At 75.8% G+C, this 20,875-nt stretch carries 20 protein-coding genes and 1 pseudogene; 9 read left to right on the forward strand and 12 right to left on the reverse strand.

What is annotated here, in order from left to right; genetic code table 11:
• Window positions 1-195 precede the first annotated feature (195 nt).
• Window positions 196-546, forward strand: a pseudogene (locus KSE_RS44055) (NUDIX domain-containing protein); the annotation flags it as partial.
• Window positions 547-663: 117 nt separating this feature from the next.
• Entirely contained in the window at window positions 664-1,191 is a 528-nt protein-coding gene (locus KSE_RS40755) for an AAA family ATPase (protein WP_033259829.1), read from the forward strand.
• Window positions 1,192-1,388: 197 nt separating this feature from the next.
• Here the strand turns inward: KSE_RS40755 and KSE_RS01300 are convergent, their stop codons facing one another.
• Window positions 1,389-2,630: an IS4 family transposase gene (locus KSE_RS01300; RefSeq protein ID WP_014133439.1), complete on the reverse strand. Its 1,242-nt coding sequence runs from the start codon at window positions 2,628-2,630 to the stop codon at window positions 1,389-1,391.
• Between the two features lie 281 nt (window positions 2,631-2,911).
• Here KSE_RS01300 and KSE_RS01305 point away from each other — a divergent pair, with 281 nt between their 5' ends.
• Window positions 2,912-3,928 (forward strand): 2-dehydropantoate 2-reductase, encoded by a 1,017-nt coding sequence (locus KSE_RS01305; RefSeq protein ID WP_014133440.1) that lies wholly within the window; start codon window positions 2,912-2,914, stop codon window positions 3,926-3,928.
• Window positions 3,929-4,187: 259 nt separating this feature from the next.
• Here the strand turns inward: KSE_RS01305 and KSE_RS01310 are convergent, their stop codons facing one another.
• From KSE_RS01310 to KSE_RS01320, 3 genes are all read right to left on the reverse strand, one after another.
• The gene (locus KSE_RS01310; RefSeq protein WP_014133441.1) at window positions 4,188-5,144 is read right to left on the reverse strand and encodes a GNAT family N-acetyltransferase; all 957 of its coding nucleotides are present in this window, start codon (window positions 5,142-5,144) and stop codon (window positions 4,188-4,190) included.
• Window positions 5,145-5,242: 98 nt separating this feature from the next.
• Window positions 5,243-5,929 (reverse strand): HAD family hydrolase, encoded by a 687-nt coding sequence (locus tag KSE_RS01315; RefSeq protein ID WP_014133442.1) that lies wholly within the window; start codon window positions 5,927-5,929, stop codon window positions 5,243-5,245.
• Between the two features lie 148 nt (window positions 5,930-6,077).
• On the reverse strand, window positions 6,078-6,515 hold the full coding sequence (locus KSE_RS01320; RefSeq protein ID WP_033260324.1) for a hypothetical protein: 438 nt from the start codon (window positions 6,513-6,515) through the stop codon (window positions 6,078-6,080).
• A gap of 79 nt (window positions 6,516-6,594) precedes the next feature.
• Here KSE_RS01320 and KSE_RS01325 point away from each other — a divergent pair, with 79 nt between their 5' ends.
• From KSE_RS01325 to KSE_RS01330, 3 genes are all read left to right on the forward strand, one after another.
• Window positions 6,595-7,212, forward strand: coding sequence for a TOPRIM nucleotidyl transferase/hydrolase domain-containing protein (locus KSE_RS01325; protein ID WP_014133444.1), 618 nt, complete (start codon window positions 6,595-6,597; stop codon window positions 7,210-7,212).
• A 128-nt stretch (window positions 7,213-7,340) separates the two neighbouring features.
• Window positions 7,341-7,742, forward strand: a complete 402-nt coding sequence (locus tag KSE_RS39560; RefSeq protein ID WP_231873303.1) for a DUF4240 domain-containing protein — start codon at window positions 7,341-7,343, stop codon at window positions 7,740-7,742.
• A gap of 49 nt (window positions 7,743-7,791) precedes the next feature.
• Window positions 7,792-8,511 carry a hypothetical protein gene (locus KSE_RS01330; protein ID WP_014133446.1) on the forward strand — a complete coding sequence of 240 codons (720 nt, stop codon included), beginning with the start codon at window positions 7,792-7,794 and terminating at the stop codon, window positions 8,509-8,511.
• Here the strand turns inward: KSE_RS01330 and KSE_RS01335 are convergent.
• The 3 genes from KSE_RS01335 to KSE_RS01345 are packed head-to-tail and all read right to left on the reverse strand — an operon-like array spanning window position 8,494 to window position 11,089.
• A complete protein-coding gene (locus KSE_RS01335) occupies window positions 8,494-9,045 on the reverse strand; it encodes a GNAT family N-acetyltransferase (protein ID WP_014133447.1) in 552 nt (183 codons plus the stop codon). The two genes, KSE_RS01330 and KSE_RS01335, sit on opposite strands and share 18 nt — an antisense overlap.
• Before the next feature lie 58 nt (window positions 9,046-9,103).
• Window positions 9,104-10,594, reverse strand: coding sequence for an MFS transporter (locus KSE_RS01340; RefSeq protein ID WP_014133448.1), 1,491 nt, complete (start codon window positions 10,592-10,594; stop codon window positions 9,104-9,106).
• A 42-nt stretch (window positions 10,595-10,636) separates the two neighbouring features.
• The gene (locus tag KSE_RS01345) at window positions 10,637-11,089 is read right to left on the reverse strand and encodes a MarR family winged helix-turn-helix transcriptional regulator (RefSeq protein ID WP_014133449.1); all 453 of its coding nucleotides are present in this window, start codon (window positions 11,087-11,089) and stop codon (window positions 10,637-10,639) included.
• 219 nt (window positions 11,090-11,308) lie between these two features.
• Between KSE_RS01345 and KSE_RS01350 the strand changes: the two genes are divergently transcribed.
• Window positions 11,309-12,103: a dienelactone hydrolase family protein gene (locus KSE_RS01350; RefSeq protein WP_014133450.1), complete on the forward strand. Its 795-nt coding sequence runs from the start codon at window positions 11,309-11,311 to the stop codon at window positions 12,101-12,103.
• A 36-nt stretch (window positions 12,104-12,139) separates the two neighbouring features.
• Here the strand turns inward: KSE_RS01350 and KSE_RS01355 are convergent, their stop codons facing one another.
• From KSE_RS01355 to KSE_RS01375, 5 genes are all read right to left on the reverse strand, one after another.
• Complete coding sequence (locus KSE_RS01355; protein WP_051055622.1) at window positions 12,140-12,724, reverse strand: CYTH domain-containing protein; 585 nt, start codon at window positions 12,722-12,724, stop codon at window positions 12,140-12,142.
• A 249-nt stretch (window positions 12,725-12,973) separates the two neighbouring features.
• Window positions 12,974-13,738 (reverse strand): bestrophin-like domain, encoded by a 765-nt coding sequence (locus tag KSE_RS01360; protein ID WP_014133452.1) that lies wholly within the window; start codon window positions 13,736-13,738, stop codon window positions 12,974-12,976.
• Window positions 13,739-13,820: 82 nt separating this feature from the next.
• Window positions 13,821-14,717 (reverse strand): hypothetical protein, encoded by an 897-nt coding sequence (locus KSE_RS43500; protein ID WP_014133453.1) that lies wholly within the window; start codon window positions 14,715-14,717, stop codon window positions 13,821-13,823.
• Between the two features lie 238 nt (window positions 14,718-14,955).
• The gene (locus KSE_RS01370; RefSeq protein WP_014133454.1) at window positions 14,956-16,362 is read right to left on the reverse strand and encodes a family 2B encapsulin nanocompartment shell protein; all 1,407 of its coding nucleotides are present in this window, start codon (window positions 16,360-16,362) and stop codon (window positions 14,956-14,958) included.
• A 443-nt stretch (window positions 16,363-16,805) separates the two neighbouring features.
• The gene (locus KSE_RS01375) at window positions 16,806-17,777 is read right to left on the reverse strand and encodes a patatin-like phospholipase family protein (RefSeq protein WP_014133455.1); all 972 of its coding nucleotides are present in this window, start codon (window positions 17,775-17,777) and stop codon (window positions 16,806-16,808) included.
• A gap of 275 nt (window positions 17,778-18,052) precedes the next feature.
• Between KSE_RS01375 and KSE_RS01380 the strand changes: the two genes are divergently transcribed.
• Both KSE_RS01380 and KSE_RS01385 read left to right on the forward strand, forming a co-directional pair.
• Window positions 18,053-19,123 (forward strand): 1-acyl-sn-glycerol-3-phosphate acyltransferase, encoded by a 1,071-nt coding sequence (locus KSE_RS01380; protein WP_014133456.1) that lies wholly within the window; start codon window positions 18,053-18,055, stop codon window positions 19,121-19,123.
• Window positions 19,124-19,649: 526 nt separating this feature from the next.
• Window positions 19,650-20,726 carry a helix-turn-helix domain-containing protein gene (locus KSE_RS01385; protein WP_231873107.1) on the forward strand — a complete coding sequence of 359 codons (1,077 nt, stop codon included), beginning with the start codon at window positions 19,650-19,652 and terminating at the stop codon, window positions 20,724-20,726.
• Window positions 20,727-20,875: the final 149 nt, after the last annotated feature.

Here is a 20,875-nt window from a genome sequence, read left to right on the forward strand (position 1 = left end):
GGGTCGCAGGCCGCGGGTCGCAGGCCGCGAGTCGCAGGCCGGGGGCGAGGCGTAGGGCACGACGGCGCCCGGGCCGGGTGGCCGGATCGGGCGGACCGTCCCGGAAAACGCCCCCGGGCGCCCGGCCCGCCCCCTACGGTGGGCCCGCGAGCGCGCTCCGGCACGGTGGCCGGTGCGCGCGGGAGGAGGGAACCCGTGGCCCGCGAACTGGTCGCCGGATTGCACCTGGTCCTGATCCGGGACGGCGAGGTGCTGCTCGGCAGACGCGCTGGCACCCCGTTCGCCGAAGGCCACTGGCACCTCCCCGCCGGTCACCTCGAAGCGGGCGAGTCGGTGCTGCGCGGCATGGCCAGGGAAGCCGAGGAGGAACTCGGCCTCCGGATCCGCGAACAGGACCTCGACCTCGTCCACACCCTGCACGACCTGGACGCCGACGACGGCGTCGGCCGGCTGCGACTCTTCTTCACCGCCCGCGCGCACACCGGGCCGCTCACCAACCGGGAACCCGACCGGTGCGCCGAACTGGCCTGGTGGCCGCTGGACGCGCTGCCGACGCCGATCGTCGGCTACGCGGCCGCCGCCCTCGCCGACATCGCCGCCGGCCGCCCGCTGACCGTCTCCGGCTGGCCCGCGACCTCCCGGGCGGCGCCCTCCCGGACGGCGGTGGGCGGGGCGGGGAGCCGGCTGGTGCTGGTCCGGGGGAACTCGGCGTCCGGCAAGTCCTCGGTGGCCGCCGGGCTGCGCGAGCGGTTCGGGCGCGGCCTGGCCCTGGTCGCGCAGGACAACCTGCGCCACGTCGTGCTGCGCGAGCACGACCGGCCCGGCGCCGCGAACATCGGCCTGCTCGACGCCACCGCCCGGTACGCGCTGGACGCCGGCTACCACGTGGTCGTCGAGGGCATCCTGGCCGCCGACCACTACGGCCCGACGCTCCGCCGCCTGGTGGACGACCACCTCGGCGTGACCCGCTGCTACTACCTCGACGTCCCACTGGCGGAGACCCTGCGCCGGCACGCCACCAAGCCGCCGACCGGCGCCACCGAGGACGACCTGCGCGACTGGTACCACGAGCGCGACCTGCTCCCCGGCGGGTTCGAGACCGTGATCGGCGCCGACAGCGCGCTGCCGGACACGGTCGACCGGATCCTGCGCGACACCGGACTCGCCGAACTGCCCGCCCTGGACGTCTAGACCCAATACCGGTGATTTAGGTTGATTTCCGGCGGGTTGGGCTGGTCTTGGTCGGCCCGACAAGCCGGACGGTGGGGGCCGCGGGTGGGGGTGGGCTGTAGTGCTCGGCTCGTTTGAGTGCCCAGTTCGACATCTTGCGTTTGACGACGCGGGGATTGGAACGTGACCGCCTTGCGGGCAGCAGCCGTTCGGTGATCTCACGCAGGCTCTGAGTGAGTGCCCGGGCCAGTCGGGAGGGGGGAAAGGGCCGCCTGCCCGGTGACGTGGCGGCGGACGACTCGAAGGGTGCGGGCGAAGGAGATCCGGTCGGGATCGTGCCCGCCTCGCATGGCGGCCTGGTGCATCAGGTCGCGCAGGGCGTGGTGGACGAGCAGGAACGCGAAGATCTCCTGCTCGACTCCGCGCGGGTGCTGGGAACGCAGCACGAGCCCGGGTGCGCCCTGGTGGTTCTTGAGCTCGTCGAGGGTGTTCTCGATCTCCCACCTCTGGGCGTAGAGGGCGGCGAGCTCGCCCGCCGGGGCGTCGGCCGGGTCAAGGATGCTGGTGATCAGCCGGTAGACGGTGCCGTCGCCACCGCGCGAGCCGATCGTGTACTCGATGACCCGCACCCGCTCCGGGTCCTCCCGCCGGTTCCTGTCGCGGGCGGCGACGATCTCGGACAGGTAGGAGCCGTCGTGGAGCGGGGCAATGACCGGCAGCACGGCGACGCTCCTGACCCGCCACAGCAGGTCGGCCCCGCCGGCCCGGGCGGACCGCCACAGGTCCAGGCCGCAAAAGCCCCGGTCGGCGAGCACGAGCATGTCCTCGGCCAGGGCGGGGAACAGCCGCTCGGCCAGGGCGGTCTCGTGGACGGACAGCGAGGCGACTTCCGCTGCGAAGATCGCGTGGGTGCCGCATTCGGCCAGCGCCGCGACTCTCGCTTGCGGATAGGCGCTTCGGCCCTGCCCTCGGCTGGTGCCGGGCCGTCCGAAGAACTCGGCGTTCGCCGCCGTGTCCGGCAGATCGAACGTCGTGCCGTCCACCGCGACCAGCCGCCACCGCCGGTACCAGGCGCCCTGCGTATGCTCGGCCGCCACCGGCCGGCAGACCCGGGCGAACAGGGCCCGTAGCGGCTCCGGGCCCAGCCGCAGGCGGGCCCGTCCGATCGCCGCCGTCGTCGGCACCCGCCAACCGTTCGCCCAGCGGCTCTCCCGCTCCAGCCCCTGGACGAGAAGCCGGGCCACCTCCTCGTATCCCTGGCCGAAGAAGAGGCACATCGCCAGGACGAAGTAGACCACCACCCGAGCGGGCAGCAGTCGACTCCGCTGCTCGGTCCGACCGCACGCGGCAACGACCTCGTCGATCAACTCCGGCGGATAGGCGCGCGTCAGCACCCCCAACGCGATCCGATCCGAGAACCGGTCACCCACCGACGACTTCAGCTGTCCAGGCCTTGGCATACCCAGCCCAACGACCCAACTGGACCAAAGTCACCGGTATTGCGTCTAGACCCGCCCGGACCGGCCGGGGCGCTCCCGGCCAGGGCGGCGGCGTACGCGGTGCGGGGCTTTCGCGGCGCCCCCGGGGCAGGACTTCCCCGGGCAGCGGGGCGCTCGATTCGAACGCGTTCACGGCAGTGTCCCGGGCACCGCCCCGGTCGGGCGGGGGCTCGGCGGCGGGCCCACCGGCGGACGGTACCCTCTGGGACTGGTCGTTGACGCCGTTGTCAAAGGAGCCGCCGGTGTCCGGAATCCCTGCGCAGCTGCCGCTGCGGATCGCCGTGTTCGGGGCGGGCAGCATCGGCTGCCGGCTGGGCGGGGCGCTGGCCGCCGGCGCCGACGTGACGCTGATCGGGCGGGCCGCCCCGATGGCCGAGCTCGACCGGGCGGGCCTGACCCTGACCGGTCCGGGCGACCGCCGCCTGCACGCCCGGCCGCGCACCGCTGTCGACGCCTCCGCCGCGGCGGGCGCCGACTACGTCCTGGTCACCGTGAAGTCCGCGGACACCGCCGAGGCCGCCCGGCTGCTCGCCACGCACCTGGACGGGCGCACCACCGTGGTCAGCTTCCAGAACGGCCTGCACAACGCGCGGACGCTGCGCGAGGCACTGCCCGGGCGGACGGTGCTGGCCGGGATGGTGCCGTACAACGTGGTACGCACCGGCCCGGCCTCCTTCCACCAGGGCACCTCGGGCGAGCTGCTGCTCGAACGGGCGCCCGCCGCCGGGCGGTTGGCGCGGGCGGCGGCGGCCGCCGGGCTGCCGGTCGGGCTGCGGGCGGACATGCCGCGGGTGCAGGCCGCGAAGCTGCTGATGAACCTCAACAACGCCGTCAACGCGCTCTCCGGCCTGCCGCTGCGCGAGCAGCTCGGCAGCCGCCCGTACCGGCTGGTGCTGGCCCGCTGCCAGCGTGAGGCGCTGGCGGTGTTCGCGGCGGCGGGCCTGGTCCCGGCCCGGCTGACGCCGGTGCCGCCGGCCTGGATGCCGTCCGTGCTGGGCCTGCCCGACCCGGTGTTCCGCCGGGTCGCGGCGGCGAGCCTGCGGGTGGACGCCCGGGCCCGCTCGTCGATGTGGGAGGACCTGCAGCGGGCCCGCCCCACCGAGGTCGACGAGTTGCAGGGCGAGGTGGTCGCCCTGGCCGACCGCCACCGGCTGCCCGCCCCCGCCAACCGGCGCCTGCGCGAACTCGTCCACCAGGCCGAGCGCGCGGCCGTCCCGCCCGCCTGGTCCGGCCCCGACCTGCTGGCCGCCCTGGACTGAACCACCCCTTCGCTTCGAGGAGTCGACGCCCCGCCATGACCTCTCCCCCGGCCTCGCCGCAGTGGACCACGCACGCCGTCGACCTGCGGCCCCACACCGTGCGCAAGCGCTTCCGGGCGGGCGCCGACGGGGCCGCGCGCTCGGCCTCGGCGGTGTCGGCTCCGGTGCTTCGGCGCCTGGGCGGGGACGGGCCGGCATCTCGCGGTCGTCGTGCACCCGCGGGACTGGCGTACCAGCGTGATCACCGGCCGGGTCGGGCTCAGCGCGGCAGGGTCTTCTCCAGCACGACGGAGGTGTACCGGACGGTCATGCCGACCTTCAGGTAGAGGTCGATCGCACCGGTGCCGGAGTGCGTCCACAGCGTGCAGTGGCTGAGCCCGGCGTCCCGGCAGGCCCGGAAGGTGTGCTGGAGCAGCAGGCGGGCGATGCCGCGGTTGCGGTGCGCGCGGTCGACGGCGAGGCTCTCGACGTAGCCGTCGGCGCTGCCGGGCTGGTCGAGTGCGAGGGCGACGCCGACCACCCGGCCGCCTGTTCCCCCGTCCGTCTCCCCGTCGCCGTCAGCGATGGCGAGCGGGGAGCGCTCGGGGGCGAAGGTCTCGCGGTGGACGGCGTGTTGGGCCCACTCCTCGAAGGGGAGTCGGCGGGCCTTCCAGTCCGCGAACGCCTCCTCGACCACCCGGTGCGCCGCCCGTTCGTCGTCCGGGTCGCCGCTCCGGAACGGGCGGATCGTGATGCCCGCGGGCGGGGGCGGCGGTTCGGGCAGGTCGTCGAGGGCGATCCCGAGCAGCCAGCTGGCGCCCTTCGGCCGGTAGCCGTAGGTGCGGAGCATGGCGAGCCCGGTGGCGTCCAGGTCGGCGACGACCTGGACGAGCTTCTCGGCGCCCTGTTCGACGGCCCGGCCCTCGATCCAGCCGAGCAGCCCGGTGCCGAGCCGGCGGCCGCGGTGGGCGGGGTGGACCCGGCACTCGCAGCGCCGTTCGCTCCACGCCCAGGCGGCGAGCCGCCCGTCCGGGCCGTGCACCAGCACGGTGTCGACGGCCGGGTCGAAGCCGGGCCGGGCCAGGACGGCGGCGAGTTCGCCCGGGTCCGCCGCCGGGGCGGCCGGGCCGTGCAGGTCGCGTTCGCAGGCGGTCAGCAGGTCGAGCAGGTCGGGCAGGTCGGCGTCCGGGTCGAGCGGCCGGGCGGTGTAGCCGGCGGGCAGCCGGATCTGGGCCATGGACGGGCTCCTTCCTCGCGGGTGGCCGGGCGGGCGTCTTCACGGGTGGACAGGCGGGCCGGCGGACGGGCCGGCGGGCTGGGCGGGTCGGCGGCCGGTCAGTCCAGCAGCTCGGGGAGCCGCCGCATGTCCGAGAACAGCACGGTGTCGGCCTGGTCCGCGAACTCCCGCTCCGCGAGGGCGGGTCCGGTCGGTCCGGCGGTGTAGCCGAGGCGGCGCATGCCGGCCGCGCGGGCGGCCCGGAGCCCGGCGGGGCTGTCCTCGACGACGACGCAGACCTCGGGCCGGTACCCCATCCGGGCGGCGGCGTGCAGGAAGACGTCGGGGAAGGGCTTGCCGCGGGCGACCTCGCTCGCGCTGAAGATCCGTCCGGCGAGGCGCTCGTACAGCCCGGTGCGGCCGAGGGTGTGCCGCATCTTGTCGTGGCTGCCGCTGGAGGCGACGCAGTACGGCAGCCCGCGCGCGTCCAGCCCGTCGAGCGCGTCCACGATGCCGTCCACGGCGGTGAGTTCGGCGTCCACCAGTTCTCGGTGCCGCCGCTCGAACCGGCGCTCCCACTCGGCGGCGGCCTCGGTGCCCAGCCGCTCCTCGATCTGCTGCCGGATCGCGGCCGGGGGGCGGCCGATGAACCGCTCCACCACCTCGGCGACGTCGAGCGGCCAGCCGAGCTCCGCCCCGGTCTCGACCTGCACCCGGACGGCGATCCGCTCGATGTCGACCAGGACGCCGTCGCAGTCGAATATCACCAGTCCGACGGGCTCCGGGGCACTGCTCAGCGTGGTCATCCCGGCAGCCTAACCGCCACCGCCCGCCACTCCCACCGGGTTTGCGCCGCGCGCGAGGCCGCACTGCCGGGCCCCACCGCCGGGCCGCGCGCTGGGCCGGGCTGATCGACACCAGCCGGGGCCGGGGCGTCCCCGCCGACGCGTCCCGCTACCCGACCCAGCAGTAGACGCCCTCGCCCCGCTCCCGGGCGGCGCGGGCGAGGGCGGCCACGCCGCGCACGATCTCCGCCGCGATCCCGGCGCCGATCGCCTCGCCGTCCGCCGCGGACTGCCGCGCCCACCCGGCCGCGAGGCCGTCCAGCGCGGCGGGGCCGGCGTCGGCGAGCGCGGCGGACAGCCGGGGCGGGAGCGCGAGGACGACGGGGCCGCCGCCGTCGTCCTCGCCCGCGACGAGGCGGGGCTCGTCGGCCTCGGCGAGTTCCTCGAAGCGGCGGCCGGTCAGCAGGCCCTGCCAGGTGAGCGCGGCCTCCTCCGGGTCGAAGTTGCCGTAGGAGAGCGGGGCGAACGCCCGCCCCGGGCCGGCCGGGAGGGCCGGGGCCGCCGAGGTGTCGTCGGGGGCGGCGAAGAATTCCACGATGCTGCTCACCCGGGCATCGTGCCGCACGGGCCGGACAGCGGCGGAAAATCCGGTGCCCGGCGGGACGGGCCGGGAGCAGAATCGGGGCATGACGGACATGCGGGCGTTCCGGGACGCGGTGGTCGAGCGGGCGGCGGGCGGCTCGGCGGAGCCCACGGCGGCGGACGCGCGGACGGCGGGGGTGCGGACGGCGGTGCTGGTGGAGGGGCCGAGCGACCTGGCGGCCGTCGAGGTGCTGGCGGGCCGGCTGGGGCGGGACCTGGCGGCGGAGGGGGTGTGCGTCGTGCCGATGGGCGGGGCGATGAGCGTCGGCCGGTTCGCCGCGCTGCTCGGGCCGCCCGGCCTGGGGCTGCGGCTGACCGGGCTGTGCGACGAGCACGAACAGGGCTTCTACCGGCGCGGGTTCGACCGGGCCGGGGCGGGCCGCGCGGCGTTCTTCGTCTGCGTGGCGGACCTGGAGGACGAGCTGATCCGCACCCTGGGCCTCCCCCGGATCGAGGAGGTCCTGGCCGCCGAGGGCGACCTGCCCGCCTGGCACACCTTCGTCCGCCAGCCCGCCCAGCGGGACCGCCCGCCGGAGCGGCGGCTGCGCCGCTTCCTCGGCACCCGCTCGGGCCGCAAGATCCGCTACGGCCGGCTGCTCGCCGAGGCCCTCGCCCCGGACGGCCTCCCGGCGCCGCTCGACGCGTTCTTCCGGCACCTGTAGGGGCGCTTCGGGCCGAGCGGTTCGGGCCGAACTGCCCGGCCCGCGCCGGGCGGTGTCGGTGGCGGCCGGCATGACGGCCCGTCCTGGACACCGACGCGTTCCGGGCGCTGACCGAGGAGGGCCCCGGACTGGCCGACGACGCCGACGACACCGACCCGCGCGACGCCGGGGCGGTCGCCGCGCGGGCGGTCGCGCTGCCAGCGGCCCGGCCGGCGGCCCGGATCGTCGCGGCGGACGCGGCGCCCGGTCGGCCGCTGGCGGAGTCGTACCGGACCCCGCTGTGGGCGGCGGCGCACCTGCTCGACAGCGGGTGCGCGGACGACGGGTTCGACTACTTCCGGGGCCGGCTGGTCGCGCAGGGCCGGGAGGTGTGCGAGCGGGTGGTCGCCGATCCGGACCTGTCGGCGGAGCTGCCGGCGGAGCTGCCGGCGGAGCTGCCGGATCCGGATCCGGACTGGAACGTCGACTTCGACGACCACGACGAGCTGCCCCGGCTGGCCCGGCTCCGCACCGAGGAGGGGAACCCGTGAACGAGGACGCGGCGGGCGCCGTGCCCGCGCCCGCGGAGCGGCGGCGCTGGTGGACGTGCTGCCGGCCGGGGCCGGGCCCGGTGCCGACCGGGCGGAGCTGACGGCGGCGGCCCGGGCCGCGTTCGCGGCGGAGCGGCCGCGTCCGCTGGCGGCCGCCTGGTGGCCGGCGGTGCCCGGGGAGAGCTACCTGGCGGCGTTCGACGCGCTGGGCCTGCACGACCGGATCCCGGTGACGGTGCGCGGCGGCGAGGCCGCCCAGGTCGACGACACCCGGTACGAGGGCGGGGAGGCGGTGCACCGGGTCTTCGTGACGCCGGAGTACGCGGGCTGGCGGCTGGTCCACGCGGAGTCGCCGATCGGCCGCTGCGCGTGGTGGCCGTCCACGGTGGCGGAGGCGCTGAGCGCGGCCTGCGGCCGGGCGCAGCTGTTCTACCAGGACCCGTTCGCCGACTCGGTGTTCTGGCTGGCCGCCGAGCGCGGCGCGGTGGTGCGCTCGTACTGGCGCGACGGCGAGCCGGAGTGGGAGGGCGAGCCGATGCCGTGGGAGGAGGTCCTGACGGTGGCCGACTTCGCGGACGAGGCGGAGTACGAGGACGCCTACCCGGAGCCGAACGCCTCGGAGGCGCGCGACGTCCCGGCGGCGGCGCGCGGCCTGTCGGTCGACCCGTCGCTGCTCGGTCCGGACACGCCGGTGCGCGGCCACGGCTGGCTGGCCGTGACCCGGGCGGGCGCGGGCCACCTGGGCTTCGCCTCACTCGTCGTGCTCTGACGCCCCGGGGTCGCCCTCCCTGGCGTAGTGCCACATGTCGCGCGGCCGCCCGTCCACCAGCTGGTGGGCGGGCCGCAGGCCGGTGCGCCGGAAGCCGGCCCGTTCGGCGGTCCGGATCGAGCCGGTGTTCCACGGTTCGACGTACAACTCCAGCCGGGGCAGCGCGAGTTCGCCGAGCGCCCAGTCGGCTGCGGCGGCCAGCGCGGCTCCGGCCGCGCCGCGGCGGCGGAAGGCGGGGGCGACCCAGTAGCCGACGGTCGCCCAGCCGCGCAGCGGCACCTCGCCGGTCCACAGGCCGAGGCCGCCGACCGCCCGCCCGTCCGGGTCGACGATCACGAACGGGTAGCCGGTGCCGATCGCGGTCCGGCGCCGCTGCCGGGCCAGGTAGGCGGCCGCGGCGGCGTCGCTGTACGGGGACGGCACGGTGGTGGTCAGCGGGATGTACGGGTCGGCGGCGGCCGCCCGGAGCAGTTCGGCGTCCGGCTCGGTCCAGCCGCGCAGCCGGTAGCCGCGCGCGGCGGCGAGTTCGGGCACCGTCCGGGGCGGTCGCGCGGCGGCCGGGAGCGGGCGCGGCGTCCGGGGCGGTCGCACGTCAGCCGGCCGCGGCCGGGAGCGCGCGCAGCGTCCGGTCGAAGGCGGTGAGCAGCAGGAACAGCACGGCGGCGGCGAGCATGACCCAGGCCAGGTGGTGCATGCCGGCGGTGCCCGCGTGCGGGCCGTACGCGGCGGCGGTCGCGGCGGCGGCGACCATCGAGCCGAGGTAGGCGAAGGTGCGCAGCAGCCCGGCGGAGGAGCCGGTGCGGGCCGGGTCGGACTGCCGGAAGACCGAGTTCTGCAGGGCCAGCCCGTTGGCGCCCTGCGGGATCCCGAACACCACGGCGAGCACCACCAGCGCCCACAGCGGGCTGTGCGCGCCGAGCGCGAGCATCAGCAGGCAGGCGGCGATCTGGCCGGCCGCGCCGACCAGCAGGGTGGTCCGGACGCCGCCGCGCCGCCCGGCCAGCACCGAGACGCCGATGCCGACCAGGAAGGTCGGCGCCTGCACCAGTCCGGCCTGCAGCGGGGTCAGGCCGAAGCCCTCCTCGGTCCACTGGGCGAAGCCGTACAGGAAGGCGTAGGCGACGACGTACGCGGCGAGCGCGCGGGCGTAGGTGAGCAGCAGCGGGGTGTTGCCGCCGAGCACCCGGACGTCGATGAACGGCTGCGCGGTGCGGCGTTCGCGGCGGGTGAAGGCCGCGGCGGCGGCGAGGGTGAGCGGCGGCAGGTACCAGCGGTCCGCGTGCGGGTGCATCAGGAACAGCAGCAGTGAGAGCAGCAGGACGGCGAACAGCGCCATCCCGGGCAGGTCGATCCGGCGCAGCGGGCCGGGGCCACCGTCCGCCTGGCCCGCCTCGTCCGGCTGGTCCGCCCGGCCCGCCTGGTCCGCCTCGTCCGGGTGGCCTGCCTGGTCCGGCTTGGCGGGCTCGGCTTCCGGTCGGGGCAGCCGGAGCGCGCCGAGGGTGACGGCGAGCAGCGACAGCGGGATGTTGAGCGCGAAGGTGCTGCGCCAGCCGCCGAGGCCGGTGAGCAGTCCGCCGAGCAGCGGGCCGACCACGGCGACGGTCTGGTTGGCGACGGCGAGCAGGGTGAGCACCCCGGCGGGGCTCTCCTGTCCGGTGCGCCGGGATTCGGCGCGCAGCAGGGCCATCGCGGCGGGGTAGCCGGCGCAGGTGCCGAAGCCGAGGACGACCCGGGCGGCGATCAGCGTCCCGAGGTTCGGGGCGAGGGTGCCGACCACCCCGGCCACGCCGACCAGCGAGGTGCTCGCCAGGAACAGCCGGCGCGGGCCGAACAGGTCGATCAGCCGCCCGACCACGGGCTGTCCGAGCGCGGTGGCCAGGTAGAGCGCGGAGACCAGCCAGGCGGTCTGCGCGGGCGAGGCCCCGAGGGCGGCGCCGATCGGGACGAGCGCGACGGCGATGACCGTCGAGTTGATCGGGTTGAGGACGGAGCCGAGCACCATCGGGGGCACCAGCCGGCGGTCCAGCGCGGGCGGTCCGGCCCGCCGGGCGCCGGTCGGGGCGGTGGTCGTGCGCTCGGTCATGGGGGCTTCCGTCGTTCGGTGGTGCGTGGCTGCGGTGGGGGGTCAGTCCTGGACGAGCCGTTCGAGGACGGCCATCGCCGCGATCACGGTCTGCCGCTCCTCCTCGGTGCAGGTGCGCTGGAGTTCGGCGGCCAGCCACTCGCCGCGGGCCCGGCGGCCCTCCTCGCCGCGCCGCCGGCCCTCCTCGGTGAGGCCGATCAGCACCCGGCGCCCGTCCTCGGGGTCGCGGCTGCGCTCGACCAGGCCCTGGGCGGCGAGGGCGGCGATGGTGGTGGCCATCGACTGGTGCCGCATCCCCTCGGCGACGGCGAGGTCGCTGGTGGTCAGGCCCTGCCCGCCGTTGTCGAGCAGCCGTCCGACGGTGGACGCCTGGGTGAGGGTGAAGTCCCCCGTCCCGGCGGCGGCCCGGATCCGGCGGCGCAGCTTGCCGATCACCGACCGGACCTGCTGCGAGGCGCGCACGGCGGACGGCGCGGGCTCGGCGTCTTCGCTCATGCGGTCCAGCCTAGGTTTCCGCCCGCCCGATGTACAGTTTGCCTGTAGTTTTTGGCGGGCCGACGCCCGCCCTGCTACCTTCGGCCCCGGCCGTGCGAGAGATCGAGGAGGTGGTACCCGTGAACGCAGTATCGACGTGGGTGCTCCCCTCCGAGGCCACGGTCGGACGGTAGGCGCGTCCGGGAGCGCCGTTCACCAGCACTCCCGAAAGGCACCACCGTGCACTTCACCTTCGACCCGTCCGCCGACCTGCTGCTCGACGACCGGGACGGCGACTCCGGCGCCCGTACCGGAACCCACAACGGCACCGCCGCCGTCCGCGAGCGCGGGTTCACCCTCGACGGCGTCCCCGGCGTCCTGTGGACGCCCGCGACCGCCGACGCCCCGGCCCCGCTGATCCTGCTCGGCCACCCCCCGCTCGGGCTGCGCCGGATGCACCCCCGGCTGCTCGACCGGGCCCGGCACGCCGCCGCGGACGGCTTCGCCTCGGCCGCCCTCGAACTGCCGGGCAGCGGCGAGCGGCCCGGCATCCCCGAGCTCGACCTGGCCCGCGCCGAACTGCGCCGCGCCCTGGGGGCCGGCGAGGCCGTCGCCCCGGAGACGGTCGACGCCCTGGTCCTCCCGCTCGTCGACCGGGCGGTGCCCGAGCTGCGCGCCGCCCTCGACGCGCTGCTCGCGCTGCCCGAACTGACCGGCCCGGTCGGCTACTCGGGCGGCGTGATCGCCGTCGGCGTCCGGCTGGCCGCCGTCGAGCCCCGGCTCGCCGCCGCCGGCCTGTTCGCCGGCAGCCTGATCCCGCGCCGCACCTTCGCGGAGGCCCGCGGCATCACGATCCCGCTGCACGTCCTGCTCCAGTGGGACGACGAGGGCAACGACCGGCAGGCCGCGCTCGACCTGTTCGACGCCTTCGCCTCCACCGAGAAGTCGCTCAGCGCCAACATGGGCGGCCACACCGGCGTCCCGGCCCACGCGGCGGAGGCGGCGGCCGGCTTCTTCCGGCGCCACCTGAAGTAGCCCGGGGGCCGGGGTCCGGGGTGGCGCGGCCCGCCGTCAGGGCAGCGCCACCCCGTACCCCGCCAGGTCGTCGCGGAGCTCCTCGCGCGCGGTGCGGACCAGGTGCCCGCCGGTGAAGTGCCGGTCGTCGGTGAGCTCCGCGACGTAGCCGGGCGGCGGGACGAACGTTTCTGCGTCCTCGGCGGTCTCGAACTCGGCTTCGGCCAGTACGAGTCCGTGCAGCGGCCCCTCGAAGACGTCCACCCCGAGCGGGGGGACGCTGAGCCGGGTCTTGGTGAGCTCGGGGCCGGGCAGGGCGGCGAGCAGGCGGGTGTACTCCTGCTCGGAGAGGTACAGGTTGGTGACCAGGCCCTGGGTCGCGGCGGGGGTGCCCGGCGGGGCGGGCACCTTCTGGGTGAGCTTGTAGGTGCACTCGCCGGTGTCGAGCCGTTCGACCCGGCGCAGCCGCAGCCGGGTGCCCTCGACGTAGCGGTCGGTGATCCGGCGGGCGACGGTGACGGCGCCGGGCGCGGGCACCCGGGCGAGCAGGAAGCGGCGCTCCCGTTCGACCCGCGCGTACCGTCCCTCCGCCAGGTCGGCCGCGGCCCCCCGGCGGGCGTCCTTCCTGCTGTGTTCCCCCATGCCGTGCTGCATGCCGTGCTTCCCCTCCGTGCCTTTCTTCCCCCGTCGCGCCCGCGTCGCCGCCCGGGGTGGCGGCCCGCGCGGGCTCCCCGTCAGCCGCCCGCACCAGGGACCCCCGTCGGTGCCGCGGGCGGCTGCTCCCAGCGTAGTGGGCGAACCGCTCCCGTACGGACGATGCCGCCGAATGTTCCCTCGCTCCGGTCGGTTCCGTTCGGCGGAAGGACAGTTGACGTACCGTCACGAACGGGTTCAGCCGCCGAGGAAGGGGAACAGGTTGAGGAACGGCTCGGTGGTGACCGACATGCCGCGCCCGAACGGGTCGTCGAAGTCCCAGATCAGGAAGAGCAGGAACCCGATCAGCGCGCTGAACGTGCCCGCCAGGACCAGTTCGCGCCGGGTGCGGCGGATCTGCAGGGCGAACATCATGCCGATGGTGACCACCGCGCCGATGCCGAGGCCGAACCAGACCACTCCGGGCATGGTCGGACCGACGTTGCCGCCACGGGAGTTGCGGGCCTCGTCGGCGACCGCGATCTTGTCCATCATCGCCTGGTACGCCTGCGCCTCGATGTCGTTCTGCGGGGCCCGCGAGGCGACGTCGGTGCGCAGCCTGCCGAGCAGCGCGGTGCCGTCGGGGCTGATCCCGCCCTCGGTGCGCATGTAGTGCCACTCGGTGTCCACCACGAACGAGACGTACGCGTCGACGTCCTTGTCGACCACGGCGCGGTAGTCGGCGGGGAACACCTCGGCCCGCGAGCTGACCTCGTACAGCGACTGGGCCTCGGTCTGCACGTCGTCCTGCGCGGCGGAACGGGACTCCCAGACGCCGGCGATCGCCAGGCCCAGCACGATCGCGTAGACCACGCCGATCATCATGGTGATGTACTCGATGACGTCGGGCGTCTCCGAGGTGTCCTCGTCCTCGTCTGCCTTGCGGTGCCTCACCAGCACGACCGCGACGACGACCAGGCACGCCCCGGCCATCGCGAGGGCTAGTGCCAGCCATTCGGACATGGCGGTTCCTCTCCTGAACTGTCCAGCGTGGAAAGCGTGGAACGGGCTTCGCGGCGGTGCGCCGCACCCGCCTGGCGGCGGGTCAGGAACGACTGCGGCGCCCGGCGCCGCCGGACTTCCCGCGCGGGCGCAGCGCGGCGGCCGCGAGCACGGCGGGGACGGTGACCACCAGCATCCTGGTGGTGGTCGTGCTGCCGCGGTGCTTGGCCTCCTGGGCGTGCGGCGGGGGCGGCAGGTGGACGGTCACCGGGGGCGCGGGCCGACCGGGTACGGGGCTCGGGCTGGGGCTCGGCGTCGTCGGCGCGGGGCTGGGCACCGGTTCCGGCACCGGCTCCGGGGTGGGGGTCGGGGCCGGTGGCGGCGTCGGTTTCGGCGTGGGCGTCGGGGTGGGCGCGGGGCGCGCCGGGGCCGGCGGCACGGACTCCGGTGCCGGCGTCGGGGTGGGGGTCGGCGTCGGGGTGGGGGTCGGCGTCGGCGTCGGCGTCGGTTTCGGCGTGGGCGTGGGCGTGGGGGTGGGCTTCGGGGTCGGCGTGGGGGTGGGTGTCGGCGTGGGGGTGGGTGTCGGCGTGGGGGTGGGTGTCGGCGTGGGGTGGCAGTGGTGGTCGTGCCCGTAGCCGTGGCCGTTGCCGTGGCTGTCGTGCCCCCGGCCGTCCCCGACGTCCTGCGGCCGGAGCGGGACGCTCACCCCGGCGCCGGCGTCGACCCCGATGTGCACCCCGGCCGCGTCGACCGAGGTGTGCACCGTGACGCAGAGGTCGAGCCGGTGGTCGTCGCGGTCGTGCGCGGCGGACGACGCGGCCTGGGTCGCACCGGTGAGCACCCCGCAGACCACGGCGACGCCCGCCAGGGCGGTCGCGGCCCGGGCGCCCCGCCGCAGCTGCCCGGCGCGGGCGGCCCCGGCCGGGGCTCCGGACGCGGGGGCGGGTAAGGCGGCCGGCTCCGTTCCACCGTCCGCCCGCGGACGGTCGTTGCGCTGCATGGCGTGGTCCAACCTTCCGGTGGGGGTGGGTGTGGCGGTGCTGCGCCGCGTCCGCTTCGGGTACGGCCGAGGTGGCCGGAGCGCAGTCGAGGGCGCGTCGGAGGATCCGGTCCGGTTCCGTCCGCGGCTCGACCGGCGAGCTGCAGAAACGGATCGGCATGATCAATCCGACGCACCCTCAACGTGGTGTGCCGCCGTTTGGTTACGGCCGGCGGCGGCCGCTGCCGCGCCCCGCCGGTCAGCGGTGCGCGATCTCCACGTTCTCCAGCACGCCGAGCGCGTCGGGGACCAGGATCGCGGCCGAGTAGTACGCGGTGACCAGATAGTTGATCACGGCCTTGTCGTCGATGCCCATGAAGCGGACCGACAGGCTGGGCTGGTACTCGTCCGGGATGCCGGTCTGGTGCAGGCCGATGACGCCCTGGTTGTCCTCGCCGGTGCGCAGCACCAGGATCGAGCTGGTGTTCTCCGGGGTGATCGGGATCTTGCTGCAGGGCAGGATCGGGACGCCGCGCCAGGCCGGGACCTTGTGGCCCTGGAGGTCGACGGTGTCGGGGTACAGGCCCCGGGAGTTGAACTCGCGGCCGAGCGCGGCGATCGCCTTCGGGTGGGCGAGGAAGAACTCGGAGTCGCGGCGGCGGCTGAGCAGCTCGTCCAGGTCGTCGGGGGTGGCCGGGCCGGAGTGGGTCTGGATGCGCTGGTCGAAGGAGCAGTTGGCGAGCAGGCCGAACTCGCGGTTGTTGATCAGCTCGTGCTCCTGGCGCTCGCGCAGCGCCTCCACGGTGAGCTTGAGCTGCTGCTCGATCTGGTTCATCGGCTGGTTGTACAGGTCGGCGACCCGGGAGTGCACCCGGAGCACGGTCTGCGCGATGGAGAGCTCGTACTCGCGCGGCTTGAGCTCGTAGTCGACGAACGCGGTGGGCAGCAGGTGCTCGCCCTCGTGGCCGGCCGACATCGCGATCTCGGCCTCGCCGAGCTCGTTCTGCCGCTGCAGCGGCAGGGTGGCGAAGTCCCGGATGTGCGCCCGCAGGCTGTCGGCCTGGGCGAGCACGGCCTCGAAGTCGGCCCGGCTGAGGGTCAGCAGGGTGCCGGCGGTCTTGGCGGTGGCGGTGTAGTCCCAGGTGGCGTCGGCGTCGAGCAGCGCGTTCTCGCCGAAGCGGTCGCCGTCGCCGAGGACGCCGACCACCGCGTCGTCGCCGTACTTGCCGGTGGAGACCTGGTCGATCTTGCCGTGCGCGACCAGGTGGATCTTGTCGGACGGGGTGCCGCGCTCGACCAGGACCTCGCCGACCCGGAAGTCGCGCTGCCGGCAGCGGTCGGCGAGGGCGGTCAGCACCTCGTCGTCCTCGTAGCCGCGCAGCAGGGCGAGTTCGCCGAGCTCCTGCGGGATGACCCGGACGTCGCCGCCGGTCTGGATGAACTCGATCCGGCCGTCGCCGACCGTGTAGGTCAGTCGGCGGTTGACCCGGTAGGTGCCGCCGGAGGTCTGCGTCCAGGGCAGCATCCGCAGCAGCCACCGGGAGGTGATCTCCTGCATCTGCGGGGCGGACTTGGTCGTGGTCGCCAGGTTGCGGGCCGCGGCGGTGGTGAGGCTGGTCTGCTGGCGCTGCGCCTGCTGAGTCTCCGGGCTGCTGTCCACGGACATCGGGCCGGGCTCTCCTTCGTCTCGCACGGAACCTGACACATCGTCAGATCCGTGAGCGTGTTAGGGCTTTGGTGCGAACGGGTAAAGAGAAGTCAAAGTTTCGACGGGAGCGCGGAGGGCACTGTCGCCGTGCCCCTCCGCCGCCTCCGGAACACTAGATCGTTCCGGCTCCGGGATCGCCCGCACCGCCCCTCGTGCACCCGATTAGGTGAACCTTGGCCCGTGGAGGATTGGCGGGGCTGATTACTGGTCATGCGGCGCCGCCACCCCCTGGAAGCGATTGTGGCCTGGGCCGCTGCCGCCGCGCGGGCCGGTCACGCGAACGCCCCCGGCGGACGGGGGCGTTCGGGATCACGCGAGGGGCGCGCGCCGGTGGGCGGCGGGGGCGGCGCCGGCCGGGCGCGCGCGGGGGTGGTGCGGCGGGCCCGGCGCGCCCGGGGCGGTCAGCCCGGCGCGACCTGCCGGGTCCGCTGCCGGGCCTCCAGGAATGCGGAGGCGGCGTCGTAGCCGAGCGCGATCCGCCGCCGGACGGTCTCCAGTTCGGCACGACCGGAGGACACCGGTCCGCGTCCCGCCTTCACCAACTCGTCCTCGCCGCTGGGCAGCACGTGCACGGTGACGCCGGGCCGGTGCCGGCCGATCTCGGCCTCCACCGCCGCCCGCCGGGTCACCTCGAAGGCGACGTGCGCGAGCTGCCAGGGCATCCGGGGCGGCGCCAGCCGCTCCCCGGTCTGCCGGATCCGCAGCGCGTACACGGTGGTCGCCCCCAGCGAGGCCGCGACGCCGATCGGCAGCGAGTCGATCAGCCCGCCGTCCAGGTAGTGCTCGCCGTCGATCTCCACCGGCGGGAACAGCCCCGGCACGCAGCAGGACGCCAGCAGCGCCGGGATCAACGGCCCGTGGTCGAAGTAGTGCGCCTCGGCCCGCTCGATCGAGGACGCCGGGCAGACGAACGGGAGCTTGAGGTCCTCGATCCGGGTGTGCGGCGCGAAGTGGTTCAGCAGCATCCGGTGCGCGGCGTCCACCGAGGTCAGCCCGGCCCGGACGTGCCGGACGTTGGAGGCGAACGCCCGCAGCGACGGCTTCATCACCTTCATGCTGACGAACTCCATCCACAGCTCGGTGAGTTCGGCGACCACCGAGATCGTGGGGTTCTTCGCCAGGATGGCGCCCTGCACCGAGCCGATCGAGGTCCCGACCACGATGTCCGGGGTGATCCCGGCCTCCAGCAGCGCCCGGACCATCCCGACCTGGTTGCCGCCCCGCTCACCGCCGCCGCCGAGCACGAACGCGACCTTGCCCCGGCCGTCCGGCCACGAGCCGCCGACGTCCGGCGAACCGCCGCCCGGCCGCGCCCCGCCGCCCGGCAGACCGCCGTCGCCCGGCAGACCACTGTCGCCCAGCAGACCGTCCATCGATGCGCCACCTGTTCTCCGGAGGACCCCTCCGGCCTCGCCCCCGCGTACGCGTCCCTGCGGACCCGTCCCCCCGCCCGGGCCCGGCGGACCCGTACGGCCCATCGTCCGACCGGTTTTCCGGCCGCCGCAACCGCATCGTCCGTTCGGGTACCCGGCCGTCGCAACCCATCCCACCTGCGGTTTCGCCCGTCCGCCGCACCCGCGCCCCGATCGGGTCAGCCCAGTGGATCTTCGGCTGGCCCGGGGCCCGGCGGCGTGAGAGGTCTGGAGCCATGCACAGGACTCCGCCCTCCCCGGGGCTCTCCCGGGCTGCCCGGCTGCGCGGCGGCGCGTTCGCCGCGGCCGGGGACGCCCTCGCCCTCGGCGCCCTGACGGTGTTTCTGCTCCTCCTCTCCCCGCTGCTGCTCCTGCTCGGCCTGCTCCGGCCGCTGCTGCCCGCCCGCGCCACCGCCCCGGCCCGGCTGCCGCTGGTCTGGGCCGCCTACCTGACCGGGTTCTCGCTGACCGCGCTGGCCGGCTCGCTGCGGCTGCGGGCCCGCCGGGCCGGCCCGGACGCCTGGCGGCTGCTCGGCGTCCGGGCCGGCCGCCGTTTCCGGCTGCTCACCGAGGGCTGGACCGGCCTGCGCTTCCAGGTCGACCCGCCAGAGCCGCTGCCCGACCCAGGCCGTCCGGTGGTGGTGCTGGCCCGGCACGCGGGCATCCTCAACACCCAGCTGGCGATCACCGCGGTCACCGCCGTGCTCGGCCGCGGCCCGCGCGGCATCGCCAAGCGCTGCGTCGCCCTGGAGCCCGGCCTGCGGGCGCTGCTGCGCGGCGTGCCGCTCGTCCTGTTCCGCTGGAACCGCGCCGGGCGGGCCGCCGCCCTCGCCGAACTCACCGACCAGGCCCGGAACCTGGGCCCAGGCGAGGCGCTCTGGCTGTACCCCGAGGGCACCAACTACAGCGCCGCCCGCCGCGCCGCCTCGATCGCCCGGCTGCGCGCCCGCGGCCAGGACGCGCTGGCCGACCGCGCCGCGGCCATGCCCCACCTCCTCCCGCCGCACCTGCCCGGCGCGCTGGCCGTGCTGAGCGCCGTCGACCCGTCCGCCCTGGTGCTGGTCTGCGGCCACACCGGCCCCGAACGCCTGCTGCCCTGGATGCTCGGCCCCGGCTACACCCCCGGCCCCGGCGACCTGGTCCGGCTCCGCTGGTGGAGCTTCCGGGCCGACCAGGTCCCCACCGAGCAGCAGCAGTTCGCCGACTGGCTGTACGACCGCTGGCAGCAGCTCGACACCTGGATCGCCGGCCCCGCCACCGCCCCCGCCGCCCCGCCCCACCCCGCCGGCGACCTCGACCCGGCCTGAACCGCGCCGCCCCGCCCCGGGTCGGCCCTCCGCCCGCCTTCCGCCGCGCCGTACGCGCCGTACGCACCGTACCCGGGATTCCCTGCCCGCGGTCCGCCGGAAATCTGTTGGCCGCCGCCCGAATGCGGCCCCGGAAAGCACTTCCGGACGTGCCAGGAATTCCGTCCCCCCTCCGGCGGAACTGTCACCGAGGTCGGCGTTTCCGCCTCCGGCGGGTGCCGCGCGGGGGCGAAACCCGGTGCCGAACCCATTGACCGGCGGGTAGCCCGGACGGATACTCCCCTTTGCCCCGGCGCGTTCCGGCTGCCCTCGCGGCCGCCGTGCCGGGTGCCGGCTGAACGGATTATCGCTACCCGGAGGAGCGGAATTGGGCGGACCGTGGGACGGGCTCCCCCGTGATTTATGCACCGATCTCAGAGCCGAGCAGCAATCCCTCGCGGCCGAGATCGTCCGGGAGATCAGATCCGCCGTCCCGGAATTCTCCCGACCGCTCTCCGGGCCATTCGGGGCCGGAATCCAGCAGGGCGTGGAGACGGCGCTCGCCGAGTTCACCGACCGGGTCGCGGGGCTGCCCGCGCCGGGGCCGCGCCAACTGCGGGTGTACCGCTCGCTGGGCCGCGGCGAACTCGCCGAGGGGCGCAGCCTGGACGCGCTGCAGGCCGCGTTCCGGCTCGGCGCCCGGCTGGCCTGGCGGCGGTACGCCCGGGTGGCGCGGCGGCGCGGGCTGGCCGCCGAGCAGTTGGTGACGCTGGCCGAGGCGGTGTTCGCGCACATCGACGAGGTCGCGGCGGCCAGCGTGCGGGGCTACGTGGACGCCCGCACCGACCGGGCCGGCGCGCTCGGCCGGGCCCGGCACCGGCTGCACGAGCTGCTGCTGGCGGGGGCGGAGCCGGCCGAGCTCGCCGCCGCCGCCCGCCTCGCGGACTGGCCGCTGCCCGAGCGGGTCGCCGCGGTCTCGCTGGACCCGCGCCCGGCGCCGTCCGGACCGCCCGCCCCGGCCCCACCGTCCGCGCCCGCGCCCCCGTTCGCGCCCCCGTCCGCGCCGGTGGCCCCGTCCGGAGCGCTGCCCGATCAGGTGCTGGCCAGCCTGGACGTCCGGCAGCCGCACCTGCTGCTGCCGGAGCCGGCCGTCCTGCTCGGCGACCCGCGGGTCGGCGCCGCGTTGCAGGGGCGGGGCGCGGTGATCGGGCCGGTGGTGCCGGTCGGGCTGGCCGCGCAGTCGCTGCGCTGGGCCCGGCTGGTGCGGGCCTCGCTGCCGGAGCCGCCGCCGCGCCCGGTCGACTGCCGCGAGCGGTACGCGGACCTGCTGCTGCTCACCGACCCGGCGCTGGTCCGGCTGATCGCCGAGCGCCGGCTGGCCCCGCTGGCGCCGCTCACCCCCAAGCAGCGCGACCGCCTCGCCGCCACCCTGCTCGCCTGGTTGCAGACCGGCCGCGGCAGCGCCCCCGAGGTCGCCGCCAGGCTCGGGATCCACCCGCAGACCGCCCGCCAGCGGCTGCACCGCGTCCAGCAGTTGTTCGGCCCGGCGCTCACCTCCCCGGACACCCGCCTCGAACTCGAGGTCGCCCTGCGCGCGACCTCCGCCGGGCGGTCGGCGTGGTGAACCAGGCGAACCGGGCGAGCCGGGTGAGCCGGGCGGAGGCGGTCGTGTGCGCTGCGTAATCGGCCGACCGCGCAAAGATTTGGTATAGGGATGTGATCTGTCCGGTTAAAGGCTGGTGAAGACCACGTGCGATCATGTTCTGCGCGCAC

It is taken from the genome of Kitasatospora setae KM-6054 (assembly GCF_000269985.1).
GTDB classification, from domain to species: Bacteria; Actinomycetota; Actinomycetes; order Streptomycetales; family Streptomycetaceae; genus Kitasatospora; species Kitasatospora setae.

Excerpts from the sequence above, each read along its gene's own strand:
- KSE_RS01360 (WP_014133452.1), bottom strand. The coding sequence starts at position 13,738 with ATGTCCGAATGGCTGGCACTAGCCCTCGCGATGGCCGGGGCGTGCCTG.
- KSE_RS01340 (WP_014133448.1), bottom strand. The coding sequence starts at position 10,594 with ATGACCGAGCGCACGACCACCGCCCCGACCGGCGCCCGGCGGGCCGGA.
- KSE_RS01355 (WP_051055622.1), bottom strand. The coding sequence starts at position 12,724 with ATGGGGGAACACAGCAGGAAGGACGCCCGCCGGGGGGCCGCGGCCGAC.
- KSE_RS01375 (WP_014133455.1), bottom strand. The coding sequence starts at position 17,777 with ATGGACGGTCTGCTGGGCGACAGTGGTCTGCCGGGCGACGGCGGTCTG.
- KSE_RS01345 (WP_014133449.1), bottom strand. The coding sequence starts at position 11,089 with ATGAGCGAAGACGCCGAGCCCGCGCCGTCCGCCGTGCGCGCCTCGCAG.
- KSE_RS01380 (WP_014133456.1), top strand. The coding sequence starts at position 18,053 with ATGCACAGGACTCCGCCCTCCCCGGGGCTCTCCCGGGCTGCCCGGCTG.
- KSE_RS43500 (WP_014133453.1), bottom strand. The coding sequence starts at position 14,717 with ATGCAGCGCAACGACCGTCCGCGGGCGGACGGTGGAACGGAGCCGGCC.
- KSE_RS01370 (WP_014133454.1), bottom strand. The coding sequence starts at position 16,362 with ATGTCCGTGGACAGCAGCCCGGAGACTCAGCAGGCGCAGCGCCAGCAG.
- KSE_RS01300 (WP_014133439.1), bottom strand. The coding sequence starts at position 2,630 with ATGCCAAGGCCTGGACAGCTGAAGTCGTCGGTGGGTGACCGGTTCTCG.
- KSE_RS01315 (WP_014133442.1), bottom strand. The coding sequence starts at position 5,929 with ATGACCACGCTGAGCAGTGCCCCGGAGCCCGTCGGACTGGTGATATTC.
- KSE_RS01310 (WP_014133441.1), bottom strand. The coding sequence starts at position 5,144 with ATGGCCCAGATCCGGCTGCCCGCCGGCTACACCGCCCGGCCGCTCGAC.
- KSE_RS01325 (WP_014133444.1), top strand. The coding sequence starts at position 6,595 with ATGACGGACATGCGGGCGTTCCGGGACGCGGTGGTCGAGCGGGCGGCG.